Source organism: Blastococcus capsensis (assembly GCF_030165005.1).
Classification (GTDB): Bacteria; Actinomycetota; Actinomycetes; order Mycobacteriales; family Geodermatophilaceae; genus Blastococcus; species Blastococcus capsensis.
This window is the reverse complement of the sequence record NZ_JASNNW010000012.1, coordinates 98,933-124,576: the sequence shown is the minus strand read 5'-3', so window position 1 is coordinate 124,576 and position 25,644 is coordinate 98,933. Positions and strand designations below refer to the sequence as shown.

26 protein-coding genes are annotated in these 25,644 nt (G+C 73.2%); 20 read left to right on the top strand and 6 right to left on the bottom strand.

Annotated features, from left to right (window positions below; translation table 11 throughout):
- Positions 1-2: 2 nt before the first annotated feature.
- The 8 genes from tilS to QOZ86_RS12365 all read left to right on the top strand — a co-directional run bounded on the left by tilS (position 3) and on the right by QOZ86_RS12365 (position 7,107).
- A complete protein-coding gene (gene tilS, locus QOZ86_RS12400; RefSeq protein WP_284492276.1) occupies positions 3-1,136 on the top strand; it encodes a tRNA lysidine(34) synthetase TilS in 1,134 nt (377 codons plus the stop codon).
- Positions 1,027-1,611 (top strand): hypoxanthine phosphoribosyltransferase, encoded by a 585-nt coding sequence (gene hpt, locus QOZ86_RS12395; RefSeq protein ID WP_284492275.1) that lies wholly within the window; start codon positions 1,027-1,029, stop codon positions 1,609-1,611. The genes tilS and hpt overlap by 110 nt, the downstream gene beginning before the upstream one ends.
- Positions 1,612-2,026: 415 nt before the next feature.
- On the top strand, positions 2,027-4,003 hold the full coding sequence (gene ftsH / locus QOZ86_RS12390) for an ATP-dependent zinc metalloprotease FtsH (protein WP_284492274.1): 1,977 nt from the start codon (positions 2,027-2,029) through the stop codon (positions 4,001-4,003).
- Positions 4,004-4,016: 13 nt separating this feature from the next.
- Positions 4,017-4,634, top strand: a complete 618-nt coding sequence (folE, locus tag QOZ86_RS12385; protein WP_284492273.1) for a GTP cyclohydrolase I FolE — start codon at positions 4,017-4,019, stop codon at positions 4,632-4,634.
- Positions 4,635-4,709: 75 nt separating this feature from the next.
- A complete protein-coding gene (folP, locus tag QOZ86_RS12380; RefSeq protein WP_284492272.1) occupies positions 4,710-5,564 on the top strand; it encodes a dihydropteroate synthase in 855 nt (284 codons plus the stop codon).
- Positions 5,557-6,069, top strand: coding sequence for a dihydroneopterin aldolase (gene folB, locus QOZ86_RS12375; protein WP_284492271.1), 513 nt, complete (start codon positions 5,557-5,559; stop codon positions 6,067-6,069). The genes folP and folB overlap by 8 nt, the downstream gene beginning before the upstream one ends.
- The gene (gene folK / locus QOZ86_RS12370; protein WP_284492270.1) at positions 6,066-6,587 is read left to right on the top strand and encodes a 2-amino-4-hydroxy-6-hydroxymethyldihydropteridine diphosphokinase; all 522 of its coding nucleotides are present in this window, start codon (positions 6,066-6,068) and stop codon (positions 6,585-6,587) included. Before folB ends, folK begins: the two co-directional genes overlap by 4 nt.
- Before the next feature lie 7 nt (positions 6,588-6,594).
- Complete coding sequence (locus QOZ86_RS12365) at positions 6,595-7,107, top strand: DUF3180 domain-containing protein (RefSeq protein ID WP_284492269.1); 513 nt, start codon at positions 6,595-6,597, stop codon at positions 7,105-7,107.
- Between the two features lie 45 nt (positions 7,108-7,152).
- Here the strand turns inward: QOZ86_RS12365 and QOZ86_RS12360 are convergent, their stop codons facing one another.
- Positions 7,153-8,340: an ABC transporter ATP-binding protein gene (locus QOZ86_RS12360; protein WP_284492268.1), complete on the bottom strand. Its 1,188-nt coding sequence runs from the start codon at positions 8,338-8,340 to the stop codon at positions 7,153-7,155.
- A gap of 26 nt (positions 8,341-8,366) precedes the next feature.
- Here QOZ86_RS12360 and QOZ86_RS12355 point away from each other — a divergent pair, with 26 nt between their 5' ends.
- From QOZ86_RS12355 to QOZ86_RS12345, 3 genes are all read left to right on the top strand, one after another.
- Positions 8,367-9,065 (top strand): ABC transporter permease, encoded by a 699-nt coding sequence (locus tag QOZ86_RS12355; protein ID WP_284492267.1) that lies wholly within the window; start codon positions 8,367-8,369, stop codon positions 9,063-9,065.
- Positions 9,062-9,790 carry an ABC transporter permease gene (locus tag QOZ86_RS12350; RefSeq protein ID WP_284492266.1) on the top strand — a complete coding sequence of 243 codons (729 nt, stop codon included), beginning with the start codon at positions 9,062-9,064 and terminating at the stop codon, positions 9,788-9,790. Before QOZ86_RS12355 ends, QOZ86_RS12350 begins: the two co-directional genes overlap by 4 nt.
- Before the next feature lie 146 nt (positions 9,791-9,936).
- Entirely contained in the window at positions 9,937-10,929 is a 993-nt protein-coding gene (locus tag QOZ86_RS12345) for a glycine betaine ABC transporter substrate-binding protein (protein ID WP_284492265.1), read from the top strand.
- A gap of 69 nt (positions 10,930-10,998) precedes the next feature.
- Here the strand turns inward: QOZ86_RS12345 and QOZ86_RS12340 are convergent, their stop codons facing one another.
- A complete protein-coding gene (locus QOZ86_RS12340; RefSeq protein ID WP_284492264.1) occupies positions 10,999-11,607 on the bottom strand; it encodes a DUF1684 domain-containing protein in 609 nt (202 codons plus the stop codon).
- An 82-nt stretch (positions 11,608-11,689) separates the two neighbouring features.
- On the opposite strand from QOZ86_RS12340, the gene QOZ86_RS12335 reads away from it, so the two are divergent.
- A complete protein-coding gene (locus tag QOZ86_RS12335) occupies positions 11,690-13,141 on the top strand; it encodes a DUF6779 domain-containing protein (RefSeq protein ID WP_284492263.1) in 1,452 nt (483 codons plus the stop codon).
- 6 nt (positions 13,142-13,147) lie between these two features.
- Here QOZ86_RS12335 and QOZ86_RS12330 read toward each other — a convergent pair whose 3' ends face one another.
- Positions 13,148-13,900, bottom strand: coding sequence for an SDR family oxidoreductase (locus QOZ86_RS12330; RefSeq protein ID WP_284492262.1), 753 nt, complete (start codon positions 13,898-13,900; stop codon positions 13,148-13,150).
- Between the two features lie 281 nt (positions 13,901-14,181).
- Here QOZ86_RS12330 and QOZ86_RS12325 point away from each other — a divergent pair, with 281 nt between their 5' ends.
- The 7 genes from QOZ86_RS12325 (at position 14,182) to QOZ86_RS12295 (ending at position 22,243) form a co-directional block, all read left to right on the top strand.
- Complete coding sequence (locus QOZ86_RS12325) at positions 14,182-15,159, top strand: Rossmann-like and DUF2520 domain-containing protein (RefSeq protein WP_284492261.1); 978 nt, start codon at positions 14,182-14,184, stop codon at positions 15,157-15,159.
- The gene (gene panC, locus QOZ86_RS12320; protein WP_284492260.1) at positions 15,156-16,010 is read left to right on the top strand and encodes a pantoate--beta-alanine ligase; all 855 of its coding nucleotides are present in this window, start codon (positions 15,156-15,158) and stop codon (positions 16,008-16,010) included. The genes QOZ86_RS12325 and panC overlap by 4 nt, the downstream gene beginning before the upstream one ends.
- An 8-nt stretch (positions 16,011-16,018) precedes the next feature.
- On the top strand, positions 16,019-16,510 hold the full coding sequence (gene panD, locus QOZ86_RS12315) for an aspartate 1-decarboxylase (RefSeq protein WP_284492259.1): 492 nt from the start codon (positions 16,019-16,021) through the stop codon (positions 16,508-16,510).
- 16 nt (positions 16,511-16,526) lie between these two features.
- Entirely contained in the window at positions 16,527-17,330 is an 804-nt protein-coding gene (locus QOZ86_RS12310; RefSeq protein WP_284492258.1) for a type III pantothenate kinase, read from the top strand.
- Positions 17,331-17,341: 11 nt separating this feature from the next.
- Positions 17,342-18,865, top strand: a complete 1,524-nt coding sequence (gene lysS / locus QOZ86_RS12305; protein ID WP_284492257.1) for a lysine--tRNA ligase — start codon at positions 17,342-17,344, stop codon at positions 18,863-18,865.
- A 146-nt stretch (positions 18,866-19,011) separates the two neighbouring features.
- Positions 19,012-19,362: a histone-like nucleoid-structuring protein Lsr2 gene (locus QOZ86_RS12300; RefSeq protein ID WP_284492256.1), complete on the top strand. Its 351-nt coding sequence runs from the start codon at positions 19,012-19,014 to the stop codon at positions 19,360-19,362.
- Positions 19,363-19,705: 343 nt separating this feature from the next.
- Entirely contained in the window at positions 19,706-22,243 is a 2,538-nt protein-coding gene (locus tag QOZ86_RS12295) for an ATP-dependent Clp protease ATP-binding subunit (protein WP_284492255.1), read from the top strand.
- 89 nt (positions 22,244-22,332) lie between these two features.
- On the opposite strand, the gene QOZ86_RS12290 is transcribed toward QOZ86_RS12295, so the two are convergent.
- Positions 22,333-23,226: an HhH-GPD family protein gene (locus tag QOZ86_RS12290; RefSeq protein WP_284492254.1), complete on the bottom strand. Its 894-nt coding sequence runs from the start codon at positions 23,224-23,226 to the stop codon at positions 22,333-22,335.
- Positions 23,227-23,303: 77 nt separating this feature from the next.
- Between QOZ86_RS12290 and QOZ86_RS12285 the strand changes: the two genes are divergently transcribed.
- The gene (locus QOZ86_RS12285) at positions 23,304-23,987 is read left to right on the top strand and encodes a MucR family transcriptional regulator (RefSeq protein ID WP_284492253.1); all 684 of its coding nucleotides are present in this window, start codon (positions 23,304-23,306) and stop codon (positions 23,985-23,987) included.
- Between the two features lie 38 nt (positions 23,988-24,025).
- On the opposite strand, the gene QOZ86_RS12280 is transcribed toward QOZ86_RS12285, so the two are convergent.
- Both QOZ86_RS12280 and disA read right to left on the bottom strand, forming a co-directional pair.
- Positions 24,026-24,457: a hypothetical protein gene (locus tag QOZ86_RS12280; RefSeq protein ID WP_284492252.1), complete on the bottom strand. Its 432-nt coding sequence runs from the start codon at positions 24,455-24,457 to the stop codon at positions 24,026-24,028.
- 78 nt (positions 24,458-24,535) lie between these two features.
- Positions 24,536-25,621, bottom strand: coding sequence for a DNA integrity scanning diadenylate cyclase DisA (disA, locus tag QOZ86_RS12275; RefSeq protein WP_284492251.1), 1,086 nt, complete (start codon positions 25,619-25,621; stop codon positions 24,536-24,538).
- Positions 25,622-25,644 lie beyond the last annotated feature (23 nt).

Genomic DNA, 25,644 nt, shown 5'->3' with positions numbered 1-25,644 from the left:
GCGTGAGCGGGCCACCCCCCGCGGTCGCGGAGCTGCGGAGCGCCGTGCGCACGGGGCTGCGCGGCAGTGACCGGCGGGTGCTGGCAGCCTGCAGCGGGGGAGCGGACTCGATGGCCCTGGCCGCGGCGCTCGCCTTCGAGGGGCGTGCCGTCGGCGTCCGTGTCGGCGGGGTGACCGTCGACCACGGGTTGCAACCCGGGTCGGACCGGCGCGCCCGCACCACGGCGGCGGTGCTCGGCGAACTCGGGCTCGACCCGGTGCTCGTCCTGCCGGTGCAGGTCACCGGCGCCGGTGGACCGGAGGCCGCGGCCCGCACCGCCCGGTACGCGGCGCTGGCCGCGGCGGCGGCCGACCACGGCGCGCGGATCGCCCTCGGGCACACCCTCGACGACCAGGCCGAGACCGTCCTGCTCGGGCTGGGTCGCGGTTCGGGTCCGCGGTCGATCGCCGGGATGGTCCCCGAACGGGCCGACGGTGCGGTGGTCTGGTGGCGCCCGCTGCTCGGGGTCCGCCGCGAGACCACCCGTCAGGCCTGTGCCGACCAGGGGCTGCCGGTGTGGGACGACCCGTGGAACACCGACCCTGCCTACACGCGGGTGCGCTTGCGCACCGAGGTGCTGCCCCTGCTGGAGGAGGTGCTCGGCGGCGGGGTCGCTCCGGCACTCGCCCGCACCGCCGAACTTCTCCGGGAGGATCTCGACGCCCTCGACGGGCTCGCCGCGGCCGAACTGGCCCGGCTGGCCGCAGAGGGCGGCGACGGCGGCCTGCCCGCCCGCTCCCTGCAGCTGCTGCCCGCCGCGGTGCGCCGACGGGTGCTGCGGGGCTGGCTGCGCTCGGCCGGCGTTCCCGACCTGCAGGCGGTGCACCTGCATGCGGTGGAGAGCCTGGTCATGCGCTGGCGCGGGCAGGGCCCGGTGGACCTACCCGGCGGCACCGGCGTCATCCGGGTGTCTGGCACTCTGGTGGTGCTGCTGCCGGGAGCCCGGGGCAGCATCCCCGGACCCGCACCCGATGAGGAGCCCTTCCGTGACGGAGCCTGCCAGCACTCCCGGGGCGCTGGGTCCCGACCACGGCTACGGCCCGGACATCGACCACGTCACGCTCACCGAGGCGCAGATCCAGGAGAAGATCGCTGAGCTCGTCGCGCAGGTCGCCGCCGACTACGCGGGCAAGGAGGTCCTGCTCGTCGGCGTGCTCAAGGGCGCGGTGCTGTTCATGAGCGACTTCGCCCGGGCGCTGCAGTTGCCGACGCAGATGGAGTTCATGGCGGTCTCCTCCTACGGGTCCTCCACCAGCTCCTCCGGCGTCGTCCGCATCCTCAAGGACCTCGACCGGGACATCAACGGCAAGCACGTGCTCGTCCTCGAGGACATCATCGACTCGGGGCTGACGCTCTCCTGGCTGCTCAAGAACCTCGGTGGCCGTGCCCCGGCGTCGCTCGAGGTCTGCGCGCTGCTGCGCAAGCCCGACGCCGTCAAGGTCGAGGTGCCCGTGAAGTACATCGGGTTCGACATCCCCAACGAGTTCGTCGTCGGCTACGGGCTGGACTACGCCGAGCGGTACCGGGACCTGCCCTACATCGCGACGCTGAAGCCCGAGGTCTACACGTAACTCTGTCGTCCTCCGGACGACCAACGTAACCAGGTGCCGTCCCCGGGCTGCGTGGAGCCGTTTCCCGGCACGCCTCGGGGTGGCCTCCGGCCGCCCGCTCGGCGCACCGGTCCCGCGGAGCGGCTCGCAGTCGGTGCCGCGACTGCCAGCCGTCCCCGGGTGGGGCCCGCGGCTCCTCGGTGTGCCTCGGGGAGCCTCCGGCCCCCGCTCGGCGCACCGATCCACTGGAGCGGTGCGTAGCTCGCCCGGGTGGGGTTCCCAGCTCGCACGCAGGAGTTCGCCAGGTTCCCCGGTGTACCTTCGAACCCGACGAGTTGCACCGAGCGCCGGGTCCGTACCCGGGCCGCTGGCGGTGTCCCGGGATGAGCAGGAGGGACGACGGGCAGGCCGGCTTGCCGGTGCCCGGCATCGGTGTATGGAACGCAAGAAGATCTTCCGCTCCGTCTGGTTCTGGGTCGTCCTGGTCATCCTGCTGGCCCTCACCGTCTCCTCGCTGTTCAGCGGCGAAGGTGAGCTCGAGGAGATCCCCACCTCGACGGCCCTCGAGCAGATCGAGGAGGGCAACGTCGAGTCGGCGACCCTGAACACCAAGGAGCAGACGCTCGAGCTCGTGCTCACCGACGAGGTCGAGGACAGCACCGAGGTGATGACGTCCTACCCGGTGGCCATCGAGGGCGACATCGTCGAGCTCCTGCGCGCCGAGGACGGCGAGAACGCCGAGTTCGACACCAACGTCACGCAGGAGAGCCTGCTCGTCAGCCTGCTCTTCAGCTTCCTGCCCTTCCTCATCCTGCTCCTGCTGCTGTTCTGGCTGTTCAACTCCATGCAGGGTGGCGGCCGGGGAGTCATGGCCTTCGGGAAGTCGAAGGCCAAGCAGGTCACCAAGGACACCCCGAAGACGACGTTCTCCGACGTGGCCGGTGCCGACGAGGCCATCGAGGAACTGCACGAGATCAAGGACTTCCTGCAGAACCCGGTCAAGTTCCAGGCCGTGGGCGCGAAGATCCCCAAGGGCGTGCTGCTGTTCGGCCCGCCAGGGACCGGCAAGACCCTGCTGGCCCGCGCCGTGGCCGGCGAGGCCGGCGTGCCGTTCTTCTCCATCTCCGGTTCCGACTTCGTCGAGATGTTCGTCGGTGTCGGCGCCAGCCGGGTCCGCGACCTGTTCACCCAGGCCAAGGAGAACGCCCCGGCGATCATCTTCGTCGACGAGATCGACGCCGTCGGCCGGCACCGCGGTGCCGGCATGGGCGGCGGGCACGACGAGCGCGAGCAGACCCTCAACCAGATGCTGGTCGAGATGGACGGCTTCGACGTCAAGGGCGGCGTCATCATGATCGCGGCGACCAACCGTCCCGACATCCTCGACCCGGCGTTGCTGCGCCCCGGCCGCTTCGACCGGCAGATCGCCGTCGACCGGCCCGACCTGATGGGCCGCAAGAAGATCCTCGAGGTGCACGCCAAGGGCAAGCCGCTGGCGCCCGACGTCGACCTGGAGACCGTGGCTCGTCGTTCCCCCGGCTTCACCGGGGCCGACCTGGCCAACGTGCTCAACGAGGCGGCGTTGCTCACCGCCCGCAACAACGGGTCGCTGATCACCGACGAAACCCTCGAGGAGGCGATCGACCGCGTCATCGCCGGCCCCGAGCGGAAGACCCGGGCGATGAGCGAGAAGGAGAAGAAGGTCACCGCCTACCACGAGGGCGGCCATGCCCTGGTGGCGCACGCACTGCCCAACCTGGACCCGGTGCACAAGGTCACGATCCTGCCGCGCGGCCGCTCGCTCGGGCACACGCTGGTGCTCCCGACCGAGGACAAGTACACCCAGACGCGCTCGGAGATGATCGACACACTGGCCTACGCCCTCGGCGGGCGGGCGGCCGAGGAGCTCGTGTTCCACGAGCCGACCACCGGCGCCGGCAACGACATCGAGAAGGCCACCGCGATGGCCCGCTCGATGGTCACCCAGTACGGCATGAGCGCCAAGCTCGGCGCGGTCAAGTACGGCACCGGTGACGCCGAGCCGTTCATGGGCCGGGACATGCACTCGCGGCCGGACTACTCCGAGGCCGTGGCCGCCGACATCGACGCGGAGATCCGCGCCCTCATCGAGGCCGCCCACGACGAGGCCTGGGAGATCCTGGTCGAGTACCGGCACGTCCTGGACCAGCTGGTGCTCGAGCTGATCGAGAAGGAGACCCTCTCCAAGGAGGACATGGCCCGCATCTGCGCGCCGGTCGCCAAGCGGCCCTCCCTCGCGCCGTACAACGGATTCGGCAAGCGCACCCCGTCGAGCAAGCCGCCGGTGCTCACCCCCGCCGAACGGGCCGCCGGGAACGGCGCCACGCACGACACCACCCCGGTGGGCGACGTCGGGGCCCCGGCGCAGCGATGAGCCGGGGCCGGCGATGAGCGAGGTGCCCGCCGAGCCGGCGGACCAGCTGCTGGAGCCGATCCGCGGGATCGACCAGCAGCGGGCGGCCGCGGCAGTGCGCGAGCTGCTCCTCGCCATCGGGGAGGATCCCGACCGGCCGGGCCTCCGGGACACCCCGGACCGGGTCGCGCGCGCCTACGCGGAGACCTTCGCCGGGCTGGCGCAGGACCCGTACGACATCCTCGCGACGACGTTCGACGAGGACCACGACGAGCTGGTGCTGGTCAAGGACATCCCGATGTACTCGACCTGCGAGCATCACCTGGTGCCCTTCCACGGCGTGGCGCACGTGGCCTACATCCCCGGCGACGACGGCCGGGTGACCGGGCTGTCCAAGCTGGCCCGGCTGGTCGAGGTCTACGCCCGGCGCCCGCAGGTCCAGGAGCGGATGACGCGGCAGATCGCCGACGCCCTGAACGACGCCCTCAAGCCGCGCGGCGTGCTGGTGGTCGTCCAGGCCGAGCACCTCTGCATGGCCATGCGCGGGGTGCGCAAGCCCGGGTCCTCGACGGTCACCTCAGCGGTCCGGGGCATCTTCCGGGAGAACGCGGCCACCCGCAGCGAGGCGATGAGCCTTGTGGTGCGGAGGTGACTGAAGACGTGGACCGAGGAGCGGAGCGAGGACGGAACCGAGCGATGGGCGTCGGCCGGTGAGCACGGTCCGGCGATGACCCCGCTGGACCTGCCGCGGGCCGAGCACTGCCTGGTGATGGGCGTCCTCAACGTCACGCCGGACTCCTTCTCCGACGGCGGTTGCTTCGCCGACGCCACGACCGCGATCGCGCACGGGCTGGCGATGCACGCGGCCGGCGCCGACTACGTCGACGTCGGCGGGGAGTCCACCCGCCCCGGCGCCGCCCGGGTGGACGCCACCGAGGAGTGCCGGCGGGTGCTGCCGGTGATCCGTGAGCTGTCGGCCGCCGGGGTGCGGACGAGTGTCGACACCACCCGCGCCGAGGTCGCAGAGGCGGCGCTGGATGCCGGCGCGGTGCTGGTCAACGACGTCAGCGGCGGACTGGCCGACGAGGGCATGGCCAAGCTCGTGGCCGAGACCGGCGCGCCGTGGGTGCTCATGCACTGGCGCGGCCACAGCCGGGAGATGTATGCGGCCGCGCAGTACGGCGACGTGGTCACCGAGGTGTGCGCCGAGCTCACGGCCCGGGTGGAGGACGTCGTCGCCGCCGGCGTGCGCCCCGAGCAGCTGGTGCTCGATCCGGGGCTGGGGTTCGCCAAGCGTCCGGAGCACAACTGGGCGTTGCTGGCCGGCCTCGGCCGGGTGGTGGCGCTCGGTCTCCCGGTGCTCGTCGGGGCCTCGCGGAAGTCCTTCCTCGGCCGGCTGCTCGCCGGGCCGGACGGTAAGCCGCGGCCGGCCGAGCAGCGCGACGCCGCCAGCCTCGCCACCACCGTCCTCGCCGCCGAGGCGGGGGCCTGGGGGGTGCGCGTGCACGACGCCGCGGCCTCCGTCGACGCGGTACGCACCCTCGACGCGGTGCGTGGGGCGAAGGGGACCCGACATGGCTAGCGCCCACCCATCAGACCGCCCCAGCGGCCGCACCCCCGACCGCATCGCCGTCCGCGGCATCCGGGCGCACGCCCACCACGGGGTGTACGCCTTCGAGCGGGAGCGCGGGCAGATGTTCCGCGTCGACGCGGTCCTCGAGCTGGACACCACCGCCGCCGCCGGGGCCGACGACCTGCACCGGACGGTGAACTACGCCGACCTCGCCCAGCAGCTGCACGCCGTCCTCAACGGGAAGCCGGTGAACCTGCTCGAGACGCTCGCGCAGCGGCTGGCCGACGTCTGCCTGCGCCACGAGCTCGTCGAGGCGGTGGAGATCACCGTGCACAAGCCGGAGGCCGAGCTGGGCGTCCCGTTCGACGACGTCACGGTCACCATCCGGCGCGAGAAGAAGGACCCGCTCCTCCCCACGACTCCAGAAGGACCCTCTTCCCCTCTCCCCTCGCAAGCTCGGGGGAGCCTCCGAAGAGGGCCAGCGGGCCCCGGGAGCGGGCCGGAAGGCCCATGACGAACAGACCTTCACGGACCCGCGCCGTCCTGTCGCTGGGGGCCAACCTCGGCGACCGCGCCGGCACGATCCGGACCGCGCTCACGACCCTCGGGGGCGAGGGGCTGGTAGCCCGCTCGACGCTGTACGAGACGCCGCCGTGGGGCCCGGTCGAGCAGCCGCCGTACCTGAACGCCCTCGCCGTCGTCCGGGGAGACCGCGACGCCCGCGGCTGGCTCACCCTGGCCGACGAGCTGGAGCAGGCCGCCGGCCGCACCCGGGAGGTCCGGTGGGGCTCGCGCACGCTCGACGTCGACGTGGTCACCGTGACCGGCGACGACGGCGCGCCCGTCCTCTCCGACGACCCGGCGCTCACCCTCCCGCACCCGCGGGCGCACGAGCGGGCCTTCGTGCTGGTCCCGTGGCTCACGCTCGATCCGACCGCCGTCCTCCCCGGACGCGGCGCGGTCGCCGACCTGGTGGCGGCGCTCGACCCGGCCGAGGTGGCCGCGGTCGTGCGCTGGGACCACCTGCACTGAGCCGGCCGTGACCCCCGTCCGTCGCCGTGACCTCGCCGTGCTCGCCCTGGGGCTGGCCGTGGCCGCCTGGCTGCTGGTCCGCACCTGGTACGGGGAGCTGCCACCGCTGCGCTGGTGGCTGCCGATCCCGCTCGCCGTCCTCGCCGTCGCCGAGGGCCTGGGAGCCCGCACGCTGCGCGCCAGGCTGGAGGCACTGCGGACGGCCCGCGCCGGGCGGGGTCCGACCGGCCCCGACACCCCCGCCGTCCGGCCGGTGGAACCGATGCTCGTGGCCCGCCTCGCCGTGCTCGCCCAGGCCAGCGCGTACGTGGGCGCCGTGTTCGCCGGGATCTGGGCCGGCGTGCTGCTGCACGTCGGGCCGGCGGTGGCCCGGCTGCAGTACGCCGGCAGCGACACCGTCACCGCGCTGATCGGCCTGATGAGCTCGCTGGCCCTGGTGGCCGCGGCCCTGTGGCTGGAGAGCGTCTGCCGGATCCCGCCGGAGGACGAGGGCCCCGGCGAAGGCGCGAGCGCCATGTGATCTGCGCGGGACCCTCCGGGACCCTCCGGGCCCCACTCGGCGCGATCAGGCGAGGAGCGCCCCCGCGGTCTCCGGAGCGGCGCCCTCGACCGATCGGCGCAGCGCCGCGTGCAGCGACTCGGGGGTGAGGACGCCGAGGAAGTGGTCGCCGTCGAGCACCGCCACCCAGCCGGCCTCGTGCTGCAGCATCGTGGCGAACGCCGTCTTCAGCGAGGCATCGGCCGGCACCCACGCCTCCATCCGCCGGGCCGCCGGCCCGACCGTGCCCGCACCGGCGGCGCGCTCCAGCGACAGCCAGCCGTGCAGGTTCCCGTCGTCGTCGAGGACGACGGCCCAGCGGGCGCCGGACGCCTGCAACGCCGAGCGGGCGCCGGCCAGCCCGTCGGCCACGTGCACGATCGGCGGCCGTTCGAGGTCGGCGACGTCGATGCCGGTGACCGCGAGCCGCTTGAGGCCCCGGTCGGCGCCGACGAAGTCGGCCACGAACGCGTTGGCCGGCCGGCCCAGCAACTCGGCCGGGGTGGCGAACTGCTCCACCCGTCCGCCCTCGCTCATCACGGCGATCCGGTCACCGAGGCGCACGGCTTCCTCGATGTCGTGGGTGACGAAGACGATGGTCTTGCCGACGGCGTCCTGAAGGCGAAGGAACTCCGACTGGAGGCGCTCGCGCACGATGGGGTCGACGGCGGAGAAGGGCTCGTCCATCAGCAGGACGGTCGGGTCGGCCGCCAGCGCGCGCGCCACACCGGCCCGCTGTCGCTGGCCACCGGACAGCTGGTGCGGGTAGCGGTCGCCGTGGACGGCGGGATCCAGGCCGACGAGGACGAGGAGCTCCTCGACCCGTTCGGCGATCCGCCGCCTGTCCCAGCCGAGCAGCCGGGGCACGGTGCCCACGTTGCCGCGGATCGTCTGGTGGGGGAAGAGCCCGACGTTCTGGATGACGTAACCGATGCGGCGGCGCAGCTTCACCGGGTCGGCTGCGGTGACGTCGTCCTCCCCGAGCAGGATCCGGCCGGTCGTGGGCTCGATGATCCGGTTGATCATCTTCATCGTGGTCGTCTTGCCGCAGCCCGAGGGGCCCACCAGTACGGTGAGCTCGCCGGCCGCGAAGGTGAGGTCCAGCTCCTGCACCCCCACCGTGCCGTCGGGGTAGACCTTGCTGACGCCCTCCAGGCGGATCGCTTCGGCGCCCCCGCCCCGTGCGGGGGAGGGCGGAGGGGCAGTAGCGTCCACGAGATGGCCTTCCTTCGGGGCGCCCGGTGCTGAGCGCGGCGAGCCGGAACGCGCTCGCGGTCGATGCGGCGCCGAACCCGTGGTTCGACCCGTCCTACGTGACGTCGAACTGGGACTCCATTGTGGGCTACCTGGCCGAGCACGTCAGGCTCACCGTCGCCGCCGTCCTGCTGGGGGCGCTCATCGCGCTGCCCCTGGCCCTCCTGGCGCGGCGCAGCCGGTGGCTCGCCGGGCCGGTGCTCGGCCTGTCGACGCTGATCTACACCATCCCGTCGCTGGCCATGTTCGCCTTCGTCGCGCCGTTCACCGGCCTGTCCGCGACGACGGTGCTGATCGGGCTGGTCCTGTACACGCTGGTCATCCTGGTCCGGAACTTCCTGGCCGGGCTGCAGTCGGTGCCGGCCGACGTGCGGGAAGCGGCGCGGGGGATGGGCTACGGAGCGGGCCGGCTGCTGTGGCAGGTCGAGCTGCCGCTGGCGCTGCCGGCGTTCATGGCGGGGCTCAGGGTGGCCACCGTGTCCACCGTCGCGCTCACCACGGTCGGCGTCATCGTCGGCCACGGGGGCCTGGGCCAGCTCATCGTCGGCGGGTTCAACGCGAACTTCTACCGCGCGGAGATCGTCACCGGCGCCGTCGGATGCGTGCTGCTGGCCCTGCTGGCCGACCTGCTGCTGGCCGGAGCCGAGCGCCTGCTCACCCCGTGGGCCAGGCGGGCCCGCGCATGAACCTGGTCCAGGAGGCGCTCCGCTACCTCAACGACCCCTACAACTGGACCCGCGACGGCGGCATCCTGGACCTGCTCGTCGAGCACCTGCAGATCTCGGCCTCCGCGGTGCTGGCCGCGATGGTGCTCGCCCTGCCGGTGGGCATGCTGCTCGGGCACACCGGCCGCGGCGGCGGTTTCACCGTGGCGCTGTCCAACGTCTCCCGCGCCGTCCCGACACTGGCGCTGCTCACGATCTTCGCGGTCACGCCGATCGGCTTCGGACCCACCGCGACGACGATCGCCCTGGCCGTGTTCGCGGTCCCGCCGATCCTCACCAACACCTACGTCGGTTTTCGCTCGGTCGACCGCGACATCGTCGAGGCCTCCCGGGCCATGGGCATGAACGCCCGGCAGGTGATCCTGCGCGCCGAACTGCCGCTGGCGACGCCGCTGATGATGACCGGCGTCCGGACGGCCGCGGTGCAGGTCGTCGCGACGGCGACGCTCGCGGCCCTGGTCGCCGGCGGCGGCCTCGGGCGGATCATCACCCTGGCGTTCGCCCAGCAGAACTACGGGGCGGTGCTCGCCGGCGCGATCCTGGTCGCGCTCCTGGCGGTGCTCACCGAGGCGGTGCTCGCCGCCCTCGCCTGGGCCGTGACGCCCGGGCCCAGGCGCCGCTGGCCCCTCCCGCGCGTACGGACGGCGAGCGACTCCGGACAGGCCGTGGTCGCGCGACCGCGGTAGCCGCGGGTCCGGTAACGGAAGCACAACAGGTCCCGGCCTCGGTTGCACGCAACCGGTCGGCCAGGTTGCATGGGCGCTGCGGGAATTCCCGCCAGACACGCGTGGCAGCCGGCTGCCACGGGACACAGAAGGCGGGGCGTCACGACATGCGCGCACGCATCCGGTACATCACTCCGTTCGCCGTCGCGGTGGCACTCACCGCGGCCTGCGGTGAGTCGGGCTCCTCGGGCACCGGCGGGGGAGGTGGCGGCGAGACGGCGGCCTCCGGCGACGCCTGCGCCCCGGTCCCCGGCGACCAGCTGGTGGTCCTCGAGGACGACCAGAAGCTGCAGAACCCGGACAACGTCATCCCGGCGGTGAACGCGGCCACCGCCGCGGCCAACCCCGCCCTGCTGCCCGCCCTCGACGCCGTGTCCGAGGCGCTCACCACCGACGAGCTGGTGGAGATGAACGCCGCCGTGGACGTCCAGCGGCAGAGCGCCGAGGACGTCGCCGCCGCGTGGGTCGAGGAGAACATCGACACCGCCACCCTGGAGCAGGGCAGCGGCACCGTCGTGGTCGGCGGCGCCAACTTCACCGAGTCCACGATCCTGGCCACGATCTACGCCGACGTGCTCGACGCCGCGGGCTTCGACGCCTCGGTGCAGGAGGTCGGCAACCGCGAGCTGTACCTGCCGGCGCTGCAGCGCGGTGAGATCCAGGTGTTCCCGGAGTACCTCTCGACCGCCACGGAGTTCATCGAGGGCGACGACACCACCCAGGTCGCCTCCGGCGACGTCGACGCGACGGTCGAGGCGCTCATGCCGCTGGCCGAGGAGGCCGGGCTGGTGTTCGGCGAGCCCTCCGAGGCAGCCGACCAGAACGCCTTCGCCGTCACCCAGGCCTTCGCCGACGAGCTGGGGGTGAGCACCCTCTCCGAGCTCGCCGAGGCCTGTGGCGACGGGTCCCTGGTGCTCGGCGGCCCCGGCGAGTGCCCGGAGCGGCCGTTCTGCCAGCCGGGCCTCGAAGAGACCTACGGCCTTGAGTTCGAGAGCTTCCGGGAGCTCGACGCCGGTGGGCCGCTGACGAAGGCCGCCCTCCAGCAGGGCGAGGTCTCCCTCGGCCTGGTGTTCAGCTCCGACGGTGCCCTCGCCCAGTAGAAGGACCCCCGTGCCCCCCACCGCTCGCAGGCTCGCGTCGGGGCCCTGCACGGGGGCCGTTCCAGGATCTCACCGGTGCCAGCCGCCGGGGGGCAGCAGCTCCCCGGCGGCGACGGCGCGGCCGACCCGGTTGCCCTCCGGGGCCAGCGGACAGGACCAGCGCGGGTCGTAGGCGCAGGACGGGTGGTAGGCGAAGTTGAGGTCCACCACCAGCCGGTCGCCGTCGCCGCCCAGGTCGGCGCCCTTGACGGTGTCCAGCAGGTAGCGGCCCCCGCCGTACGTGGTGTGCCCGGCGCTGCCGTCCCGCAGCGGCAGGAACACGCCGCCGCCGTAGAGCGCCACCCACCAGACGTCGAGGCGGCCCACGCCCGGCAGCGTCACCGCGCCGATCCGCTCCAGGGGCACCACGCCGTCGGCAGCTGTCGGCACCTCGCGCCGCAGCGGTGCCACCGGCTCCACCGACGGCTCGAAGCGCAGCGAGGGGTCGTACACCGCGTGCGGGAGTCCGGTGAACGCGGCCCGTGCGGCGGCGTCGAGCGGTGACTGCGGATGGCCGGCGAACAGCTCCTCGCGCCCCTCCCGCCATCGGCGCCAGCCGGCTTCGGGATCGGCGGTGTCGCGTACCGCGGTGTAGAGGGCGGAGACCTGGCGGCGCCAGTCGAGGAGCGAGAGAGTCACTGCAGCACTGTGGCATCCGCGACCACGGTCGGCACGGGCGCGGATGCTCCCCGTGAACGCCGCTCGTCGCTACCCTGGGGCCATGCCCCGCCGCGAGGACGACGACGTCGACCGCGGCCCGGCCGCTCGAGGCCCCCGGATGCTGCTGCAGGCCGGTGGTTTCGCCCTCGCCGTGGGCGCCACGCTGGCGGTCTTCCTCACCGACAACGAGCAGCTGCTCCGCGTCGCCGTCGTCGCCGTGGCCTGGGCTTTCGTGCTCGCCACCTTCGCAGCCGGGCGGCGCGACACCGACCGGGTGCGCGCGGCCGCCCGCGAGGCCGAGCTGCGCCGGGCCTACGAGCTGGAGATCGAGCGCGAGGTCGCCGGGCGCCGCGAGTACGAGCTCGAGCTGGAGAACGAGCTGCGCCGCGAGACCGAGGACTCGATGCGCGACGAACTCGCGGCGCTCCGTGGGGACATCGCGGCGCTCGCGGACCTGCGCGACGAGGTGGCGCGCGTGTCCAGCATGCGCGGCGACCTCGCCGCGCTCGGCGGGCTGCGCGACGAGGTCGCCCGGGTGGCGGCCCTCCGGGACGACGTCGCCGCCCTGGCGGGCCTGCGGTCGGAGCTGGATCAGCTGGCGGCGTTGCGGGAGGACATGGGCCGGCTCCGCGCCGAGCTCGCCGAGCAGCTGTCCAGCGAGATGCTCGTCGAGCGGATCGTCATGCGCACGCAGGCCAGCCGGTTGCCGGGGGAGGCGAGTCGGCTCGACGGGCCCGCCCGCGTCCTGGACGGGAGCGCTCCGTGGAGCGACGAGGCGCCCCCGCGGGAGCTGACCGGGGGATGGCCGGCGATCCGGCTGGACGAACCGCGCGAGGCCCAGCGGTACCAGCAGGTCCACACCAGCACCTGGTCCACGCCGGCACCGCCGGCCACCACCGCGTTCCCGGCCACCCCCCCGCCCGCACGCGCCACCACGCCAGGCCCGCCGCCGGCCGCACCGCGTCCGCCGGTGCCGCCCCGCCCGTCGGCTCCCGAGCCCGTTTCCCCGGCCTTCGACCGGCACGACCGGGCGGCCGCACACGAGGACGACCCGTACCTGGGGTCCGTCCGGTCGCGGCACGTGCCCGACGGGTTGCCGCCGATGCCACCGCGCACGGTTGCCTCGCCCGCGGTCCCGCCCGCGGCGGAGCCGCCGCCGGCCGCCGCTCCCCGGTCACCGGTGGAGTGGCTGGCCGCCCGGTCGTCGCTCGACCCGCCCACGCCTCCCCGGATGGAGGACGTCCCCCGCCGTCGGCGCTCCGACGACGCTCTCGAGCCGCCGGTGCCGGGCGCGTTCGCGCCGACGACGCAGCACCCCGCCGTGACGCCGTCGTGGGCCGCGCCGCAGCCGGCCGACGCCGGCCGGGCGTCGGGTCAGGACACCTCCGACCGGCTGGCCCAGATCCTCGCCGAGAACGGCGTCAGCCCGTCCTCCGGTGGCCGTCGCCGGCGGCGGTACCGGGAGGACGGGGAGTCCGACGACGTCCTGGCGCGGGTCCTCGGCCGGGACTGAACCGGATCAGCGCGGGCCGCGCGACAGCCCGCCGCCGTCGAGCACCAGCGTCTGCCCGGTGACCCACCCGGCGCCGTCGCCCAGCAGGTAGGCCGCGGCCTCACCCACGTCCTCCGGCGTCCCCAGGCGGGCCATCGGGTAGGCCTGCGCCACCTCGGCCTCCCGGCCCTCGAACAGCGCCCCGGCGAACCGGGTCTTCACGACCGCCGGGGCCACCGCGTTCACCCGCACCCTGGGCGCCAGCTCGACGGCCAGCTGGGTGGTCAGGTTGATCAGCGCGGCCTTGCTGACGCCGTACGCGCCGATCTCCTGCGACGAGCGGAGCCCGGCGACCGAGGCGACGAAGAGCACCGAGCCACCGTGTTCGGACATCCACGCCCGCCAGGCCTGCTGCACCAGGCCGAGCGCGGCGACGACGTTGGTGTCCAGGATCTTGCGGCAGGCGTCCAGGTCCAGGTCCATCAGCGGCCCGTAGGCAGGGTTGATGCCGACGTTGCCGACCAGCACGTCCAGGCTGCCGAACGTCTCGACCGCCGTGCGCGCCGCCGCCGCCCGGTGCTCCGGGTCACCGGCGTTGCCCGCGACGGCGACGGCCACCTCGGGGCCGCCGAGCGACTCGACCGCCTCGGCGAGGGCGTCGGGCTTGCGGGCGGTGAGCACGACCCGGGCCCCCCGGTCGACCAGGCTGCGGGCGATACCCAGGCCGATGCCCCGGCTGCCGCCGGTGACCAGAGCGGTGCGTCCCTCGAACGTGTGCACGGTGCCTCCCTCGACGATGTGCCGGCCGTCACGGTAGGACGGCGTGGTGGCGCCCCGATCGCCGGGGTCTCCGGCCGCACGTGAGCCACGCCACAGCAACCAGACGTTGCGAGGACGCACACTGGTCGCAACACTCGCCCTCGGCACGACGCCCGCGTGACACATCCGGTTGCAGCGGGCGCCGGCCGACGCTCCACCCGTACGACCCACCGCGGTCTCCGATGGCGGAGATCGCGCCCGACGTCCGGTACCCGCCCGGGACTGGAACGAGAGGTGCATCGATGCCTGCTGCCCGCAGGACCGTCCGCGCCGCCGGACTGCCGGCGGCCTCCTCCGCGCCCGCCCGCCTGCGGGTGGGGGTGATCGGCGCCGGTCGCGTCGGCGCCGTCCTGGGCGCCGCCCTCGCCGCCGCCGGCCACGACGTGGTCGCCGCCTCCGGCCTCTCCACCGCCTCCGCCGATCGGGCCGCACGACTGCTCCCCGGCGCCCCTCTCGTCCCCGCCGACGAGGTCGTCGCCGCCTCCGACCTGGTCGTCCTGGCCGTCCCCGACGACACCCTCCCGGGCCTGGTCGCCGGGCTCGCGGACACCGGCGCCTGGCGGGCCGGCCAGCTGACCTTCCACACCTCCGGGGCGCACGGTCTGGCCGTCCTCGCCCCCGCCGAGCGGGCCGGGGTCCTCGCCCTCGCCCTGCACCCGGCGATGACCTTCACCGGCGCCGCCGAGGACGCCGAGCGGCTCGTCGGCGCGCCTTTCGGCGTGACCAGTCGCCCGGAGCACCGGCCCGTGGCCGAGACCCTGGTCCTGGAGATGGGCGGCGAGCCGTTCTTCGTGGCCGAGGCCGACCGCGGGCTCTACCACGCCGCCCTGGTCACCGGCGCCAACCACCTGGTCACGCTGGTGGCCGAGGCGACGGACCTGCTGCGCACCGCCGGCGTGGCCGATCCGGCCCGGGTGCTCGCCCCGCTGCTCACCGCTGCCCTCGACAACGGACTGCGGCGGGGCGACCGGGGGCTCACCGGGCCGGTCAGCCGGGGGGACGCCGGCACCGTCGCCCACCACCTGACGATGCTCGCCGAGCGCGCCCCGGACTCGGTGGCCGCCTACGTGGCCATGGCGCAGCGCACCGCGGAGCGCACGCTCGCCGCCGGCCGGCTCAAGGCGCACGAGGCCGCGCCGCTGCTCGACCTGCTGTGCCGGTCAGCCCACCCCACCACCCCGACCACGGCCCGCACCGACGACCCCGCGGGCTCGCGATGAACCTGCGCACCACCCCGACCGTCGCCGAGACCGGGCGGGACCTGCTGCGACTGCGTGCCGAGCTGCCCGGCCGGGTGGCGTTGGTACCCACCATGGGGGCGCTCCACGAGGGGCACCGCACCCTGGTCCGCGCCGCCCGGCAGCAGTGCGACAGCGTCGTCGTCTCCGTCTTCGTCAACCCGACGCAGTTCGGCCCCGGCGAGGACTTCGACCGCTACCCGCGCACCTGGGACGCCGACCTCGCCGCGCTGGCCGAGGAAGGCGCCGACGTGGTCTTCCGCCCCGGCGTCCAGGACGTCTACGGGTCCTGCGCGCTGGGTGTGACCGTCGACCCCGGCCCGCTCGGCTCGGTGCTCGAAGGGGCCGTGCGCCCCGGCCACTTCGCCGGCGTGCTCACCGTCGTCGCCAAGCTCTTCGGCCTGGTCCGCCCCGACGAGGCGTTCTTCGGGGAGAAGGACTACCAGCAGCTGGTCCTCATCCGCGCCATGTCCCGGGAACTCGCCCTGCGGGTGGGTGTCAACGGCGTCCCCACCGTCCGTGAGGACGACGGCATGGCGCTGTCCTCCCGCAACCGCTACCTCGACCCGGAACAGCGCCGCACGGCCGCCACGTTGTACCGGGCACTGCAGGCGGGCGTCGACGCCGGACCGCAGGGAGCCGACGCCGTCCTCGCCGCTGCCCACGAGGTGCTGGCGACCGCCCCCGAGCTCGTCCTGGACTACCTGGAGCTCACCGACGCCGATCTCGGCCCGGCACCCGTCGCCGGCAGCGTCCGCCTGCTGGTCGCCGTCCGCGCCGGCAGCACCCGACTCCTCGACAACACCCGCGTGAGACTGGGAGAGACCCGATGATGCGCACGATGCTCAAGTCCAAGATCCACCGCGCCACGGTCACCCAGGCCGACCTGCACTACGTGGGTTCGGTGACCATCGACGAGGATCTCCTCGACGCCGCCGACCTGCTGCCCGGCGAGCAGGTCGCGATCGTCGACGTCACGAACGGCGCCCGGCTGGAGACCTACGTGATCCCCGGCGAGCGCGGCACCGGCGTCATCGGCATCAACGGCGCGGCCGCCCACCTGGTGCATCCCGGCGACCTGGTGATCCTGATCAGCTACGGCGTCATGGACGAGACCGAGGCGAAGAGCTACCTCCCCAAGGTCGTCCACGTCGACGGCGCCAACCGCGTCGTCGAGCTCGGCGGGGACCCGTCGGCCCCGGTACCCGGTGCCCCCGACCAGCAGCGCAGCCCTTCGACAGCTTCCGACTTCCGGCCTCGTCCCGGGTTCCCTCGCGAGCGTGCGAGCGGAGGGCAGGACGAGGTCCTTCCGCTCGGCGTACCGGTCCGGTGACCGGCTGGGTCCTCCCGTGCTGCTGACCGTCGACGTCGGCAACAGCCAGACCGTCCTGGCCACCTTCGACGGCGACCGGCTGGTGGGCTCCTGGCGGGTGACCACCGCGCCCCGCGCCACCGCCGACGAGCTGCGGATGGTGTGGCGCGGCCTGCTCCGCGACACCGAGGTCAGCGGCGTCGCCGCCTGCTCGACGGTCCCCGCGCTGCTGCCGTCGCTGCGCCAGCTGCTGGACTTCCTCGAGGTGCCGGTCGTGCTGATCGGCCCCGGTGTGCGCACCGGGGTCCCGCTGCACGTCGACAACCCACGCGAGGTCGGTGCCGACCGCGTCGTCACGGCGCTGGCCGCCCACGAGATGTTCGGCCGGACGGCCGACGGCGGCCGCCCGGTGGTCGTCGTCGACTTCGGCACCTCGACCAACGTCGATGCCGTAGGACCGGGCGGGCAGTTCCTCGGCGGCGCGCTGGCCCCGGGCGTCGAGGTCAGCCTCGACGCACTGGCCAGCCGGGCCGCCCAGCTGCGGTCGGTGGAGCTCACCTGCCCTGCCCAGGCCATCGGCAAGAACACGGTGGCCGCGCTGCAGTCCGGGCTGGTCCTCGGGTTCGCGGGCCTGGTCGACGGGCTGGTCGCCCGGATCGCGGCGGAGATCGTCACCCAGTTCGGTACCGCACCGGTCGTCGTCGCCACCGGAGGGTTGGCCCCCGTGGTGGTCGGCAGCTGCCGCACCATCGGGGAGCGCGAGCCGGACCTGACGGTGCACGGGCTGCGGCTGGCCTTCGAGCGGCAGCAGTCCGCCGAGCGGCGGGTGGGCGCCCCGTAGGCTGGGCCCCCGTGACCGACGAAGGACCGAACGGCCCCGCCAGCGACGACACCGGCGCGGAGGAGCTCCCCGAGCAGATGCGGGTCCGGCGGGCCAAGCTCGACCGGCTGCGCGAGTCGGGCATCGACCCGTTCCCGGTCACCGTGCCCCGCACCACCACGCTCGCCGGCGTCCGTACCGCCCACCCCGAGCTGGAGCCGGACACCATGACCGGCGAACGGGTCGGCGTGACCGGCCGGGTGATCTTCGTCCGCAACACCGGCAAACTGTGCTTCGCGACGCTGCGCGAGGGCGACGCCGAACTCCAGGCGATGCTCTCCCGCGACCGCGTGGGCGAGGAGGCTCTCGCCGCCTGGACGTCCGACGTCGACCTCGGTGACCACGTGTTCGTCGAGGGCGAGGTCGGGACGTCGCGCCGCGGCGAGCTCTCGGTGTTCGCCGACGCGTGGCAGCTCACCGCCAAGGCGCTGCGGCCGCTCCCGGTGGCGCACAAGCCGATGAGCGAAGAGCTGCGGGTCCGCCGCCGGTACGTCGACCTCATCGTGCGCGACGAGGCGCGGCGCACGGTGCGCCAGCGGGCCACCGTGATGTCGACGCTGCGGGCCGGCCTCGCCGCCCGGGGCTACCTCGAGGTCGAGACCCCCATGTTCCAGACCGTGCACGGCGGCGCGGCCGCCCGGCCGTTCCGGACCCGCATGAACGCCTTCGACCTGGACCTCTACCTGCGCATCGCCCCCGAGCTGTTCCTCAAGCGGTGCATCGTCGGCGGCCTGGACCGGGTGTTCGAGATCAACCGCAACTTCCGCAACGAGGGCGCCGACAGCTCGCACTCACCGGAGTTCGCGATGCTGGAGGCCTATCAGGCCTACGCCGACTACCAGGTGATGGCGACGGTCACCCGGGAGCTGATCCAGGAGTGCTCGGAGGCGCTGTTCGGCGACCACGTGGCCCGGCACCACGACGGCACCGAGGTGGATCTGTCGGGCGAGTGGCCGCAGATCCCGCTCTTCGCAGCGGTGTCGGAGGCGGTGGGGGAGGAGGTCACCCCCGGGACTCCGATCGAGCGGCTGCGGGAGCTGGCCGAGCGGCACGAGGTCGGCGTCGACCCGGCCTGGATCCACGGCAAGCTGGTCGAGGAGATCTTCGAGGCGCTGGTGCAGCACACGCTGCAGGCGCCGACCTTCGTCATCGACTACCCGGTGGACACCTCGCCGCTCACCCGCGCGCACCGCTCGACCCCCGGGGTCGCCGAGAAGTGGGACCTCTACATCGGCGGGATCGAGCGGGCCACGGCCTACTCCGAGCTGGTCGACCCGGTCGTGCAGCGCGAGCGGTTCACCGCTCAGGCCGCGCTCGCCGCGGCCGGCGACCCCGAGGCCATGGCGCTCGACGAGGACTTCCTCGAGGCGCTCGAATACGGCATGCCACCTACCGGTGGTATGGGGATGGGCATGGATCGCTTGATGATGACACTCACGGGGCTCGGAATTCGGGAGACGATCCTCTTTCCGCTGGTCAGGCCAATTGGTTACTGACGTCAGCCGACCCCGCCGGGTTTCAATAAACGGGTGACGGCTCTCCGTCATCACCGAATGGCTGGGACTTGTGATCTAATAGCTCCCGCACCCGTCGGGTGCTATTTCCGACCGGCTCCCGGGCCACTGCGAAAAGCGAGGAACGAATGGCGCGCAAGGTCCAGGTCATCCTGAGCGACGACCTCGACGAGAATCTCCCGGCCGACGAGACCGTGAGCTTCTCGCTCGACGGTACGTCGTACGAGATCGATCTCGCGGAGAAGAACGCCCAGGAAATGCGCGACGCCTTCGCCCGATACGTCTCTGCGGCGCGGAAGGTGGGCCGCGGCACGCGCGCCTCCGGCGGTGGCCGCTCCCGGGCCACCGGTGGCGGTGGCCGCATGGACCGGGAGCAGGCCGGTGCCATCCGTGACTGGGCGCGCAAGAACGGCCATGCGGTCAGCGACCGCGGCCGCATCCCGGCCAGCGTCGTCGAGGCCTACGAGGCCGCGCACTGACGCAGCTGCCGCTGAGGAGCGGACCGCCTCCGGCGGGCTGATCCTCTTCCTCCAGCAAGAACCACCCGGGCTCCGCCCGGGACGACGGCGAAGGCCCCGGGAAGCTCCGCTTGCCGGGGCCTTCGCCGTCGTCCGCTCACGGCGTAACCGGCGCGGAACACCACCTCACCGGGGGCCGTTGCACCGGGCAGCCATCCACCGCACCGTCGCACGACGACGGGGCGGCGTGGTCCGCGACTACAGTGGAAAGACCGGTGCCCCCGCGCGCCGACGGACGTCGGGTGCTCCTCTCCATATCGGGGGAGGGCAGCGCCGGACCAGCCGGTCAGAGGAGAAGCAGCAGATGTTCGAACGGTTCACCGACCGAGCCCGCCGTGTCGTCGTCCTGGCCCAGGAAGAGGCCCGGATGCTCAACCACAACTACATCGGCACCGAGCACATCCTCCTGGGCCTGATCCACGAGGGTGAAGGCGTCGCTGCCAAGGCACTGGAATCCCTGGGCATCTCGCTCGAGGGCGTCCGCCAGCAGGTCGAGGAGATCATCGGCCAGGGGCAGCAGGCCCCCTCCGGTCACATCCCCTTCACCCCGCGGGCGAAGAAGGTGCTGGAGCTGTCGCTGCGCGAGGCGCTGCAGCTCGGCCACAACTACATCGGCACCGAGCACATCCTGCTCGGCCTGATCCGCGAGGGCGAGGGCGTCGCCGCCCAGGTCCTGGTGAAGCTCGGCGCCGACCTCAACCGCGTCCGCCAGCAGGTCATCCAGCTGCTCTCCGGCTACCAGGGCAAGGAGCCGGCCGCGGCCGGCGGCCCCGCCGAGGGCACGCCGTCGACCTCCCTGGTGCTCGACCAGTTCGGCCGGAACCTCACCCAGGCCGCTCGCGACCAGAAGCTCGACCCGGTCATCGGGCGGGCCAAGGAGATCGAGCGGGTCATGCAGGTGCTGTCCCGCCGCACCAAGAACAACCCGGTCCTCATCGGCGAGCCCGGCGTCGGCAAGACCGCCGCCGTCGAGGGGCTGGCGCAGGCCATCGTCAAGGGCGAGGTGCCCGAGACGCTGAAGGACAAGCAGCTCTACACGCTGGACCTCGGGGCCCTGGTGGCGGGTAGCCGCTACCGCGGTGACTTCGAGGAGCGGCTCAAGAAGGTCCTCAAGGAGATCCGCACCCGCGGCGACATCATCCTGTTCATCGACGAGATCCACACCCTCGTCGGGGCCGGTGCGGCCGAGGGCGCGATCGACGCCGCCAGCATCCTCAAGCCGATGCTCGCCCGTGGTGAGCTGCAGACCATCGGTGCCACCACGCTGGACGAGTACCGCAAGCACCTGGAGAAGGATGCGGCCCTCGAGCGCCGCTTCCAGCCGATCCAGGTCAGCGAGCCGACCCTCGCCCACACCGTGGAGATCCTCAAGGGTCTGCGGGACCGCTACGAGGCCCACCACCGGATCAGCATCACCGACAGCGCGCTGGTGGCTGCCGCGACGCTGGCCGACCGGTACATCTCCGACCGCTTCCTGCCGGACAAGGCGATCGACCTGATCGACGAGGCCGGCGCCCGGATGCGGATCAAGCGGATGACCGCGCCGCCGGACCTGCGCGAGTTCGACGACAGGATCGCGGCCGTGCGCCGCGAGAAGGAGTCGGCGATCGACGCCCAGGACTTCGAGAAGGCCGCGTCGCTGCGCGACACCGAGAAGCAGCTGCTGGGCGAGAAGGCCGAGCGCGAGAAGCAGTGGAAGGCCGGCGACATGGACGTCGTCGCCGAGGTCGACGACGAGCAGATCGCCGAGGTGCTGGCCAACTGGACCGGCATCCCCGTCTTCAAGCTCACCGAGGAGGAGACCACCCGTCTGCTCCGCATGGAGGACGAGCTCCACAAGCGGATCATCGGTCAGGAAGAGGCCATCAAGAGCGTCTCGCAGGCGATCCGGCGCACGCGGGCGGGCCTCAAGGACCCGCGCCGTCCCGGTGGTTCGTTCATCTTCGCCGGCCCCTCGGGTGTCGGTAAGACCGAGCTGGCCAAGGCGCTCGCGCAGTTCCTCTTCGGTGAGGACGACGCGCTGATCCAGATCGACATGGGTGAGTTCCACGACAAGTTCACCGTGTCGCGTCTGGTCGGTGCGCCTCCCGGTTACGTCGGTTACGACGAGGGTGGCCAGCTGACCGAGAAGGTGCGGCGCAAGCCGTTCTCGGTGGTCCTCTTCGACGAGATCGAGAAGGCGCACGCAGATGTGTTCAACACGCTGCTGCAGGTTCTCGAGGATGGCCGGCTCACCGATGGTCAGGGCCGGATCGTGGACTTCAAGAACACGATCCTGATCCTCACCACCAACCTCGGTACCCGGGACATCTCGAAGGCCGTGGGCCTCGGATTCCAGGCCGGGAACGACTCGACGAGCAACTACGAGCGGATGAAGCTCAAGGTCAACGAGGAGCTCAAGCAGCACTTCCGGCCGGAGTTCCTCAACCGCATCGACGACATCGTCGTGTTCCACCAGCTGACCGAGGAAGAGATCGTCCACATCGTGGACCTCATGCTCGCTCGCCTGGAGACCCAGCTGAAGAACAAGGACATGGCGATCGAGGTGACCCCGGCGGCGAAGCAGCTGCTGGCGGCCCGCGGGTTCGACCCCGTCCTGGGTGCCCGGCCGCTGCGCCGGACCATCCAGCGCGAGATCGAGGACGCGTTGAGCGAGAAGATCCTCTACGGCGAGCTGACCAGCGGTCAGATCGTCGTGGTGGATGTCGACGACGCCGAGGGACCCGCGCAGAAGTTCACCTTCCGCGGCGAGCCGAAGCCGCTCGACCTGCCCGACACCCCGCCGGTCGCCCTCTCGGGCGCCGAGGGCGACGAGGGAGGCCCGGCCGCCAAGGCCGAGTGATCCCGTCCGGCACGACGACAGGGGCCGTTCCCGCTTCGGCGGGGACGGCCCCTTCGTCATGTCCGCCCTGGCTGGACCACGGTCGCGCGCTAGGCGGGCAGGGTGAACAGACCGTCGGGGGTCTGCTCGACCAGATCGTCGATGAGCAGCGAGTCCAGGCATCGGCTGCGTTGGACCGCGTCGTCCCAGGTGGCCGCCAGCGCCTCGACGGTCACGGGGGCGTCGGCGGCCCGGAGCACGTCGAGCAGCCGGCCGCGGACCTGCCGGTCGGTGCCGGCGAACTTCTGCACCGGCCGCCGGGGGCCTTCGTGCGGCGGATACCCGGCCAGCCGCCAGGCGCAGCGGTCCCGCACCGGGCAGCCCCCGCACCGCGGTGTCCCGGCGACGCAGAGGAGGGCGCCCAGTTCCATGACCGCCACGGAGAAGCGCACCGCGCGGGCGTCGTCCTGCGGCGCCAGGGCGGCGACGTCGGGCAGATTCGCGGCGCGGGCGTTGCCCGCCTCCGCCCGACCGTGCACCAGCCGGGTGACGACCCGACGGACGTTGGTGTCGACGACAGGCTGCCGCTGCCCGTACCCGAAGCACGCCACCGCCCGGGCGGTGTAGGTGCCGATGCCCGGCAGCGCCTCCAGGGCGGCGACGTCGTCGGGCACCACGCCCCCGTGGCGTTCGGCGATGGCGGCGGCCGCCTCCCGCAGCCGCAGGGCGCGCCGCGGGTAGCCGAGTCTGCCCCAGGCGCGGATGACATCGGCGGGCGGTGCGGCGGCCAGATCGGCCGGGGTGGGCCACCGGGCCATCCAGGAGCGCCAGACGGGCTCCACGCGGGCCACGGGGGTCTGCTGGAGCATGACCTCGCTGACCAGGACGGCCCAGGGCGCCACCCCCTGTGCCCGCCACGGCAGATCCCGGGCGGCGGTCGCGTACCAGTCGACGAGCACCTCGCCGACCGGAGGCGCCGCGGCGGCGCGGGAAGAACCGGTCACGGGCAGCCAGTCTGCCGTGCGAGGCGTGCGGCGTGCCGATCGGACCAGTCCGCACCGGGCGCACTAGCGTTCCCGGCGTGTTGCACCCGGTCGGCCCACTCCCCGCCGCCGTCTACTGGCGGCGACGGCTGACCGTGCTCGTCGTCCTCCTCGTCGTCCTCGGCGGGGCGTCCTGGCTGGCAGTGAGCCTGGTCGCGGGGCCCCGAGCCGGTGGAGCGGCGGCGACCGGCACGGCGGAGCCCGCCGAGCTGCCCGCGCTGGAGCGCGTGGTGCCCACGGTGTCCGAACTCCGGACGCCGGCCACTGCGCCGGCCCCCGCTCCGGCGGCACCGGCGCCGGTCGGCGACCCTGCCCCGGCCGGACCCACCCCGGGCGGGCCGTGCACCGACGACATGCTGGGCCTGGAGGTGCGTACGCCCGGTCAGGTCGCCGTGGGCACCAAGCCGACGTTCGAACTGGTCGTGGTGAACACCGCCTCGGTGCCGTGCGTCCGGGCGCTGGACAAGCAACTGCAGGAGCTGGTGATGGTGGATGCCGCCCGCACCCGCGTGTGGGGAAGCAACGACTGCTTCCCGGAGAGCAGCAGTGACCAGCGGACCCTCGCGCCCGGCGAGGCGGTGGTGTTCCCGATCGTCTGGGGCGGGCTGACCAGCGAGCCCACCTGCACGGCGCCGCGGGTGAACCCGGCGCCGGGGGAGTACGTCCTACGTGGCCGGCTCGACACGAAGGTCTCCGGCGACGCCCCGATCGTCCTCGGCTAGGCGCGGGGCCGGCCACTCACGCCGGTGGAGCTGCGCGGCTACCTGCCGCGTCTGCGGGTCCGCTCCCGGGCGGGTGGATCCCGCTCGAGCCACTGTGTCATCGGGCGGAAGCCTTCGTCCGGTACCTGACGGAGGAGGACGATCGCGATGGCGAAGAAGACCAGCACGGAGAAGGGCACGTACATGCCGGCTTCCGCGAGGAAGGCCGCCCTGCCTTCGATGTCCCCGCGGCGGAACGGCACGGCCCACAGGAAGAGCACCGCCGCCGCCAGGAGCCAGCACATCGTCGGCACCAGCACCCAGCGACGCGTCCGCGCGGACAGCAGCAGTACGGTGGGAGCGGCGGCGACCGCTCCGCACACCGCGCCCACCGTCCCCTGCAGCACCCCGGGCCGACCGGCCAGCAGCGGACCCAGGACCGACCACGAGGCGTACGCCAGAACGATCCCCACGGCAATCGCAGCAGCCATGATCAGCAAGGTGGCCATGACTCGCCGGCCGTACCCAGGGCGGGGCTCCGCCCCTTTCCGCTCGCGAGGTCCCACGGGTCAGCTGTAGCGGTCGAGGATCGAGGTCTCGGCCAGCCGGGACAGCCCCTCGCGGATGCCGCGGGCCCGTGCCTCGCCGACGCCCTCGACCGCCAACAGGTCCTCGATGGTGGCCGCCAGCAGCTTCTGCAGCCCGCCGAAGTGGGTCACGAGCCGGTCGATGATGCCCGCCGGCAGCCGGGGCACCCGCGCCAGCAGGCGGTACCCGCGCGGGCTGACGGGGGAGTCCAGGGCGTCGGGGGAGGTGGGGAGCCCGTAGCACCGCGCCACGGCCGACAGGTCGAGCAGCTCGGTGGCCGTGAGTGCCCGCAGGTCGGTCAGCACCTGGTCGATGGTGCGCGGCCGGCGGCCGGTCGGCGGGAGGTAGTCGCGCACGAGGAGCCCGCGGTCCTCCTCCACCCCGGCGAGCATCTCGTCCAGCTGGAGGGCCAGCAGCCGCCCATCGGTGCCGAGCTCGACGACGAAGCCCTCGATCTCATCGGCGATGCGCCGCACCATCTCCAGCCGCTGGCTGACGCTCATCGCGTCGCGCACCGTGACCAGGTCCTCGATCTCCAGCGCCGACAGCGTGCTGGCGACCTCGTCGAGGCGCAGCTTGTACCGCTCGAGCGCCGCGAGGGCCTGATTGGCGCGGGCGAGGATCGTCGTGGGATGTTCCAGCGTGTACCGGCGTCCAGCGACGTACACGCTGATGATGTGCATCGACTGGCTCACCGAGATGACCGGGAAGCCGGTCTGCACGGCGACCCGCTCCGCGGTCCGGTGCCGGGTGCCCGACTCCTCGGTGGGCACCGTCGGGTCGGGCATGAGGTGGACACCGGCCCGCACGATCCGGGTTCCGTCGTAGGAGACGATCACCGCGCCGTCCATCTTGGCGAGTTCACGGAGGCGGGTAGCCGAGAGGGCCACGTCCAGAGCGAACCCGCCAGTGCACAGCGACTCCACCACCCGGTCGTACCCGAGGACGATCAGCGCGCCGGTGCGGCCCGCCAGGATGCGCTCCAGGCCGTCGCGCAGTGCCGTCCCCGGAGCGATGCGACCGAGGAGTTCGCGCAGCGCGACCTCGGGGTCCACGGCGGCGGGCACGAGCGCTCCTGACGGTCGAGTGG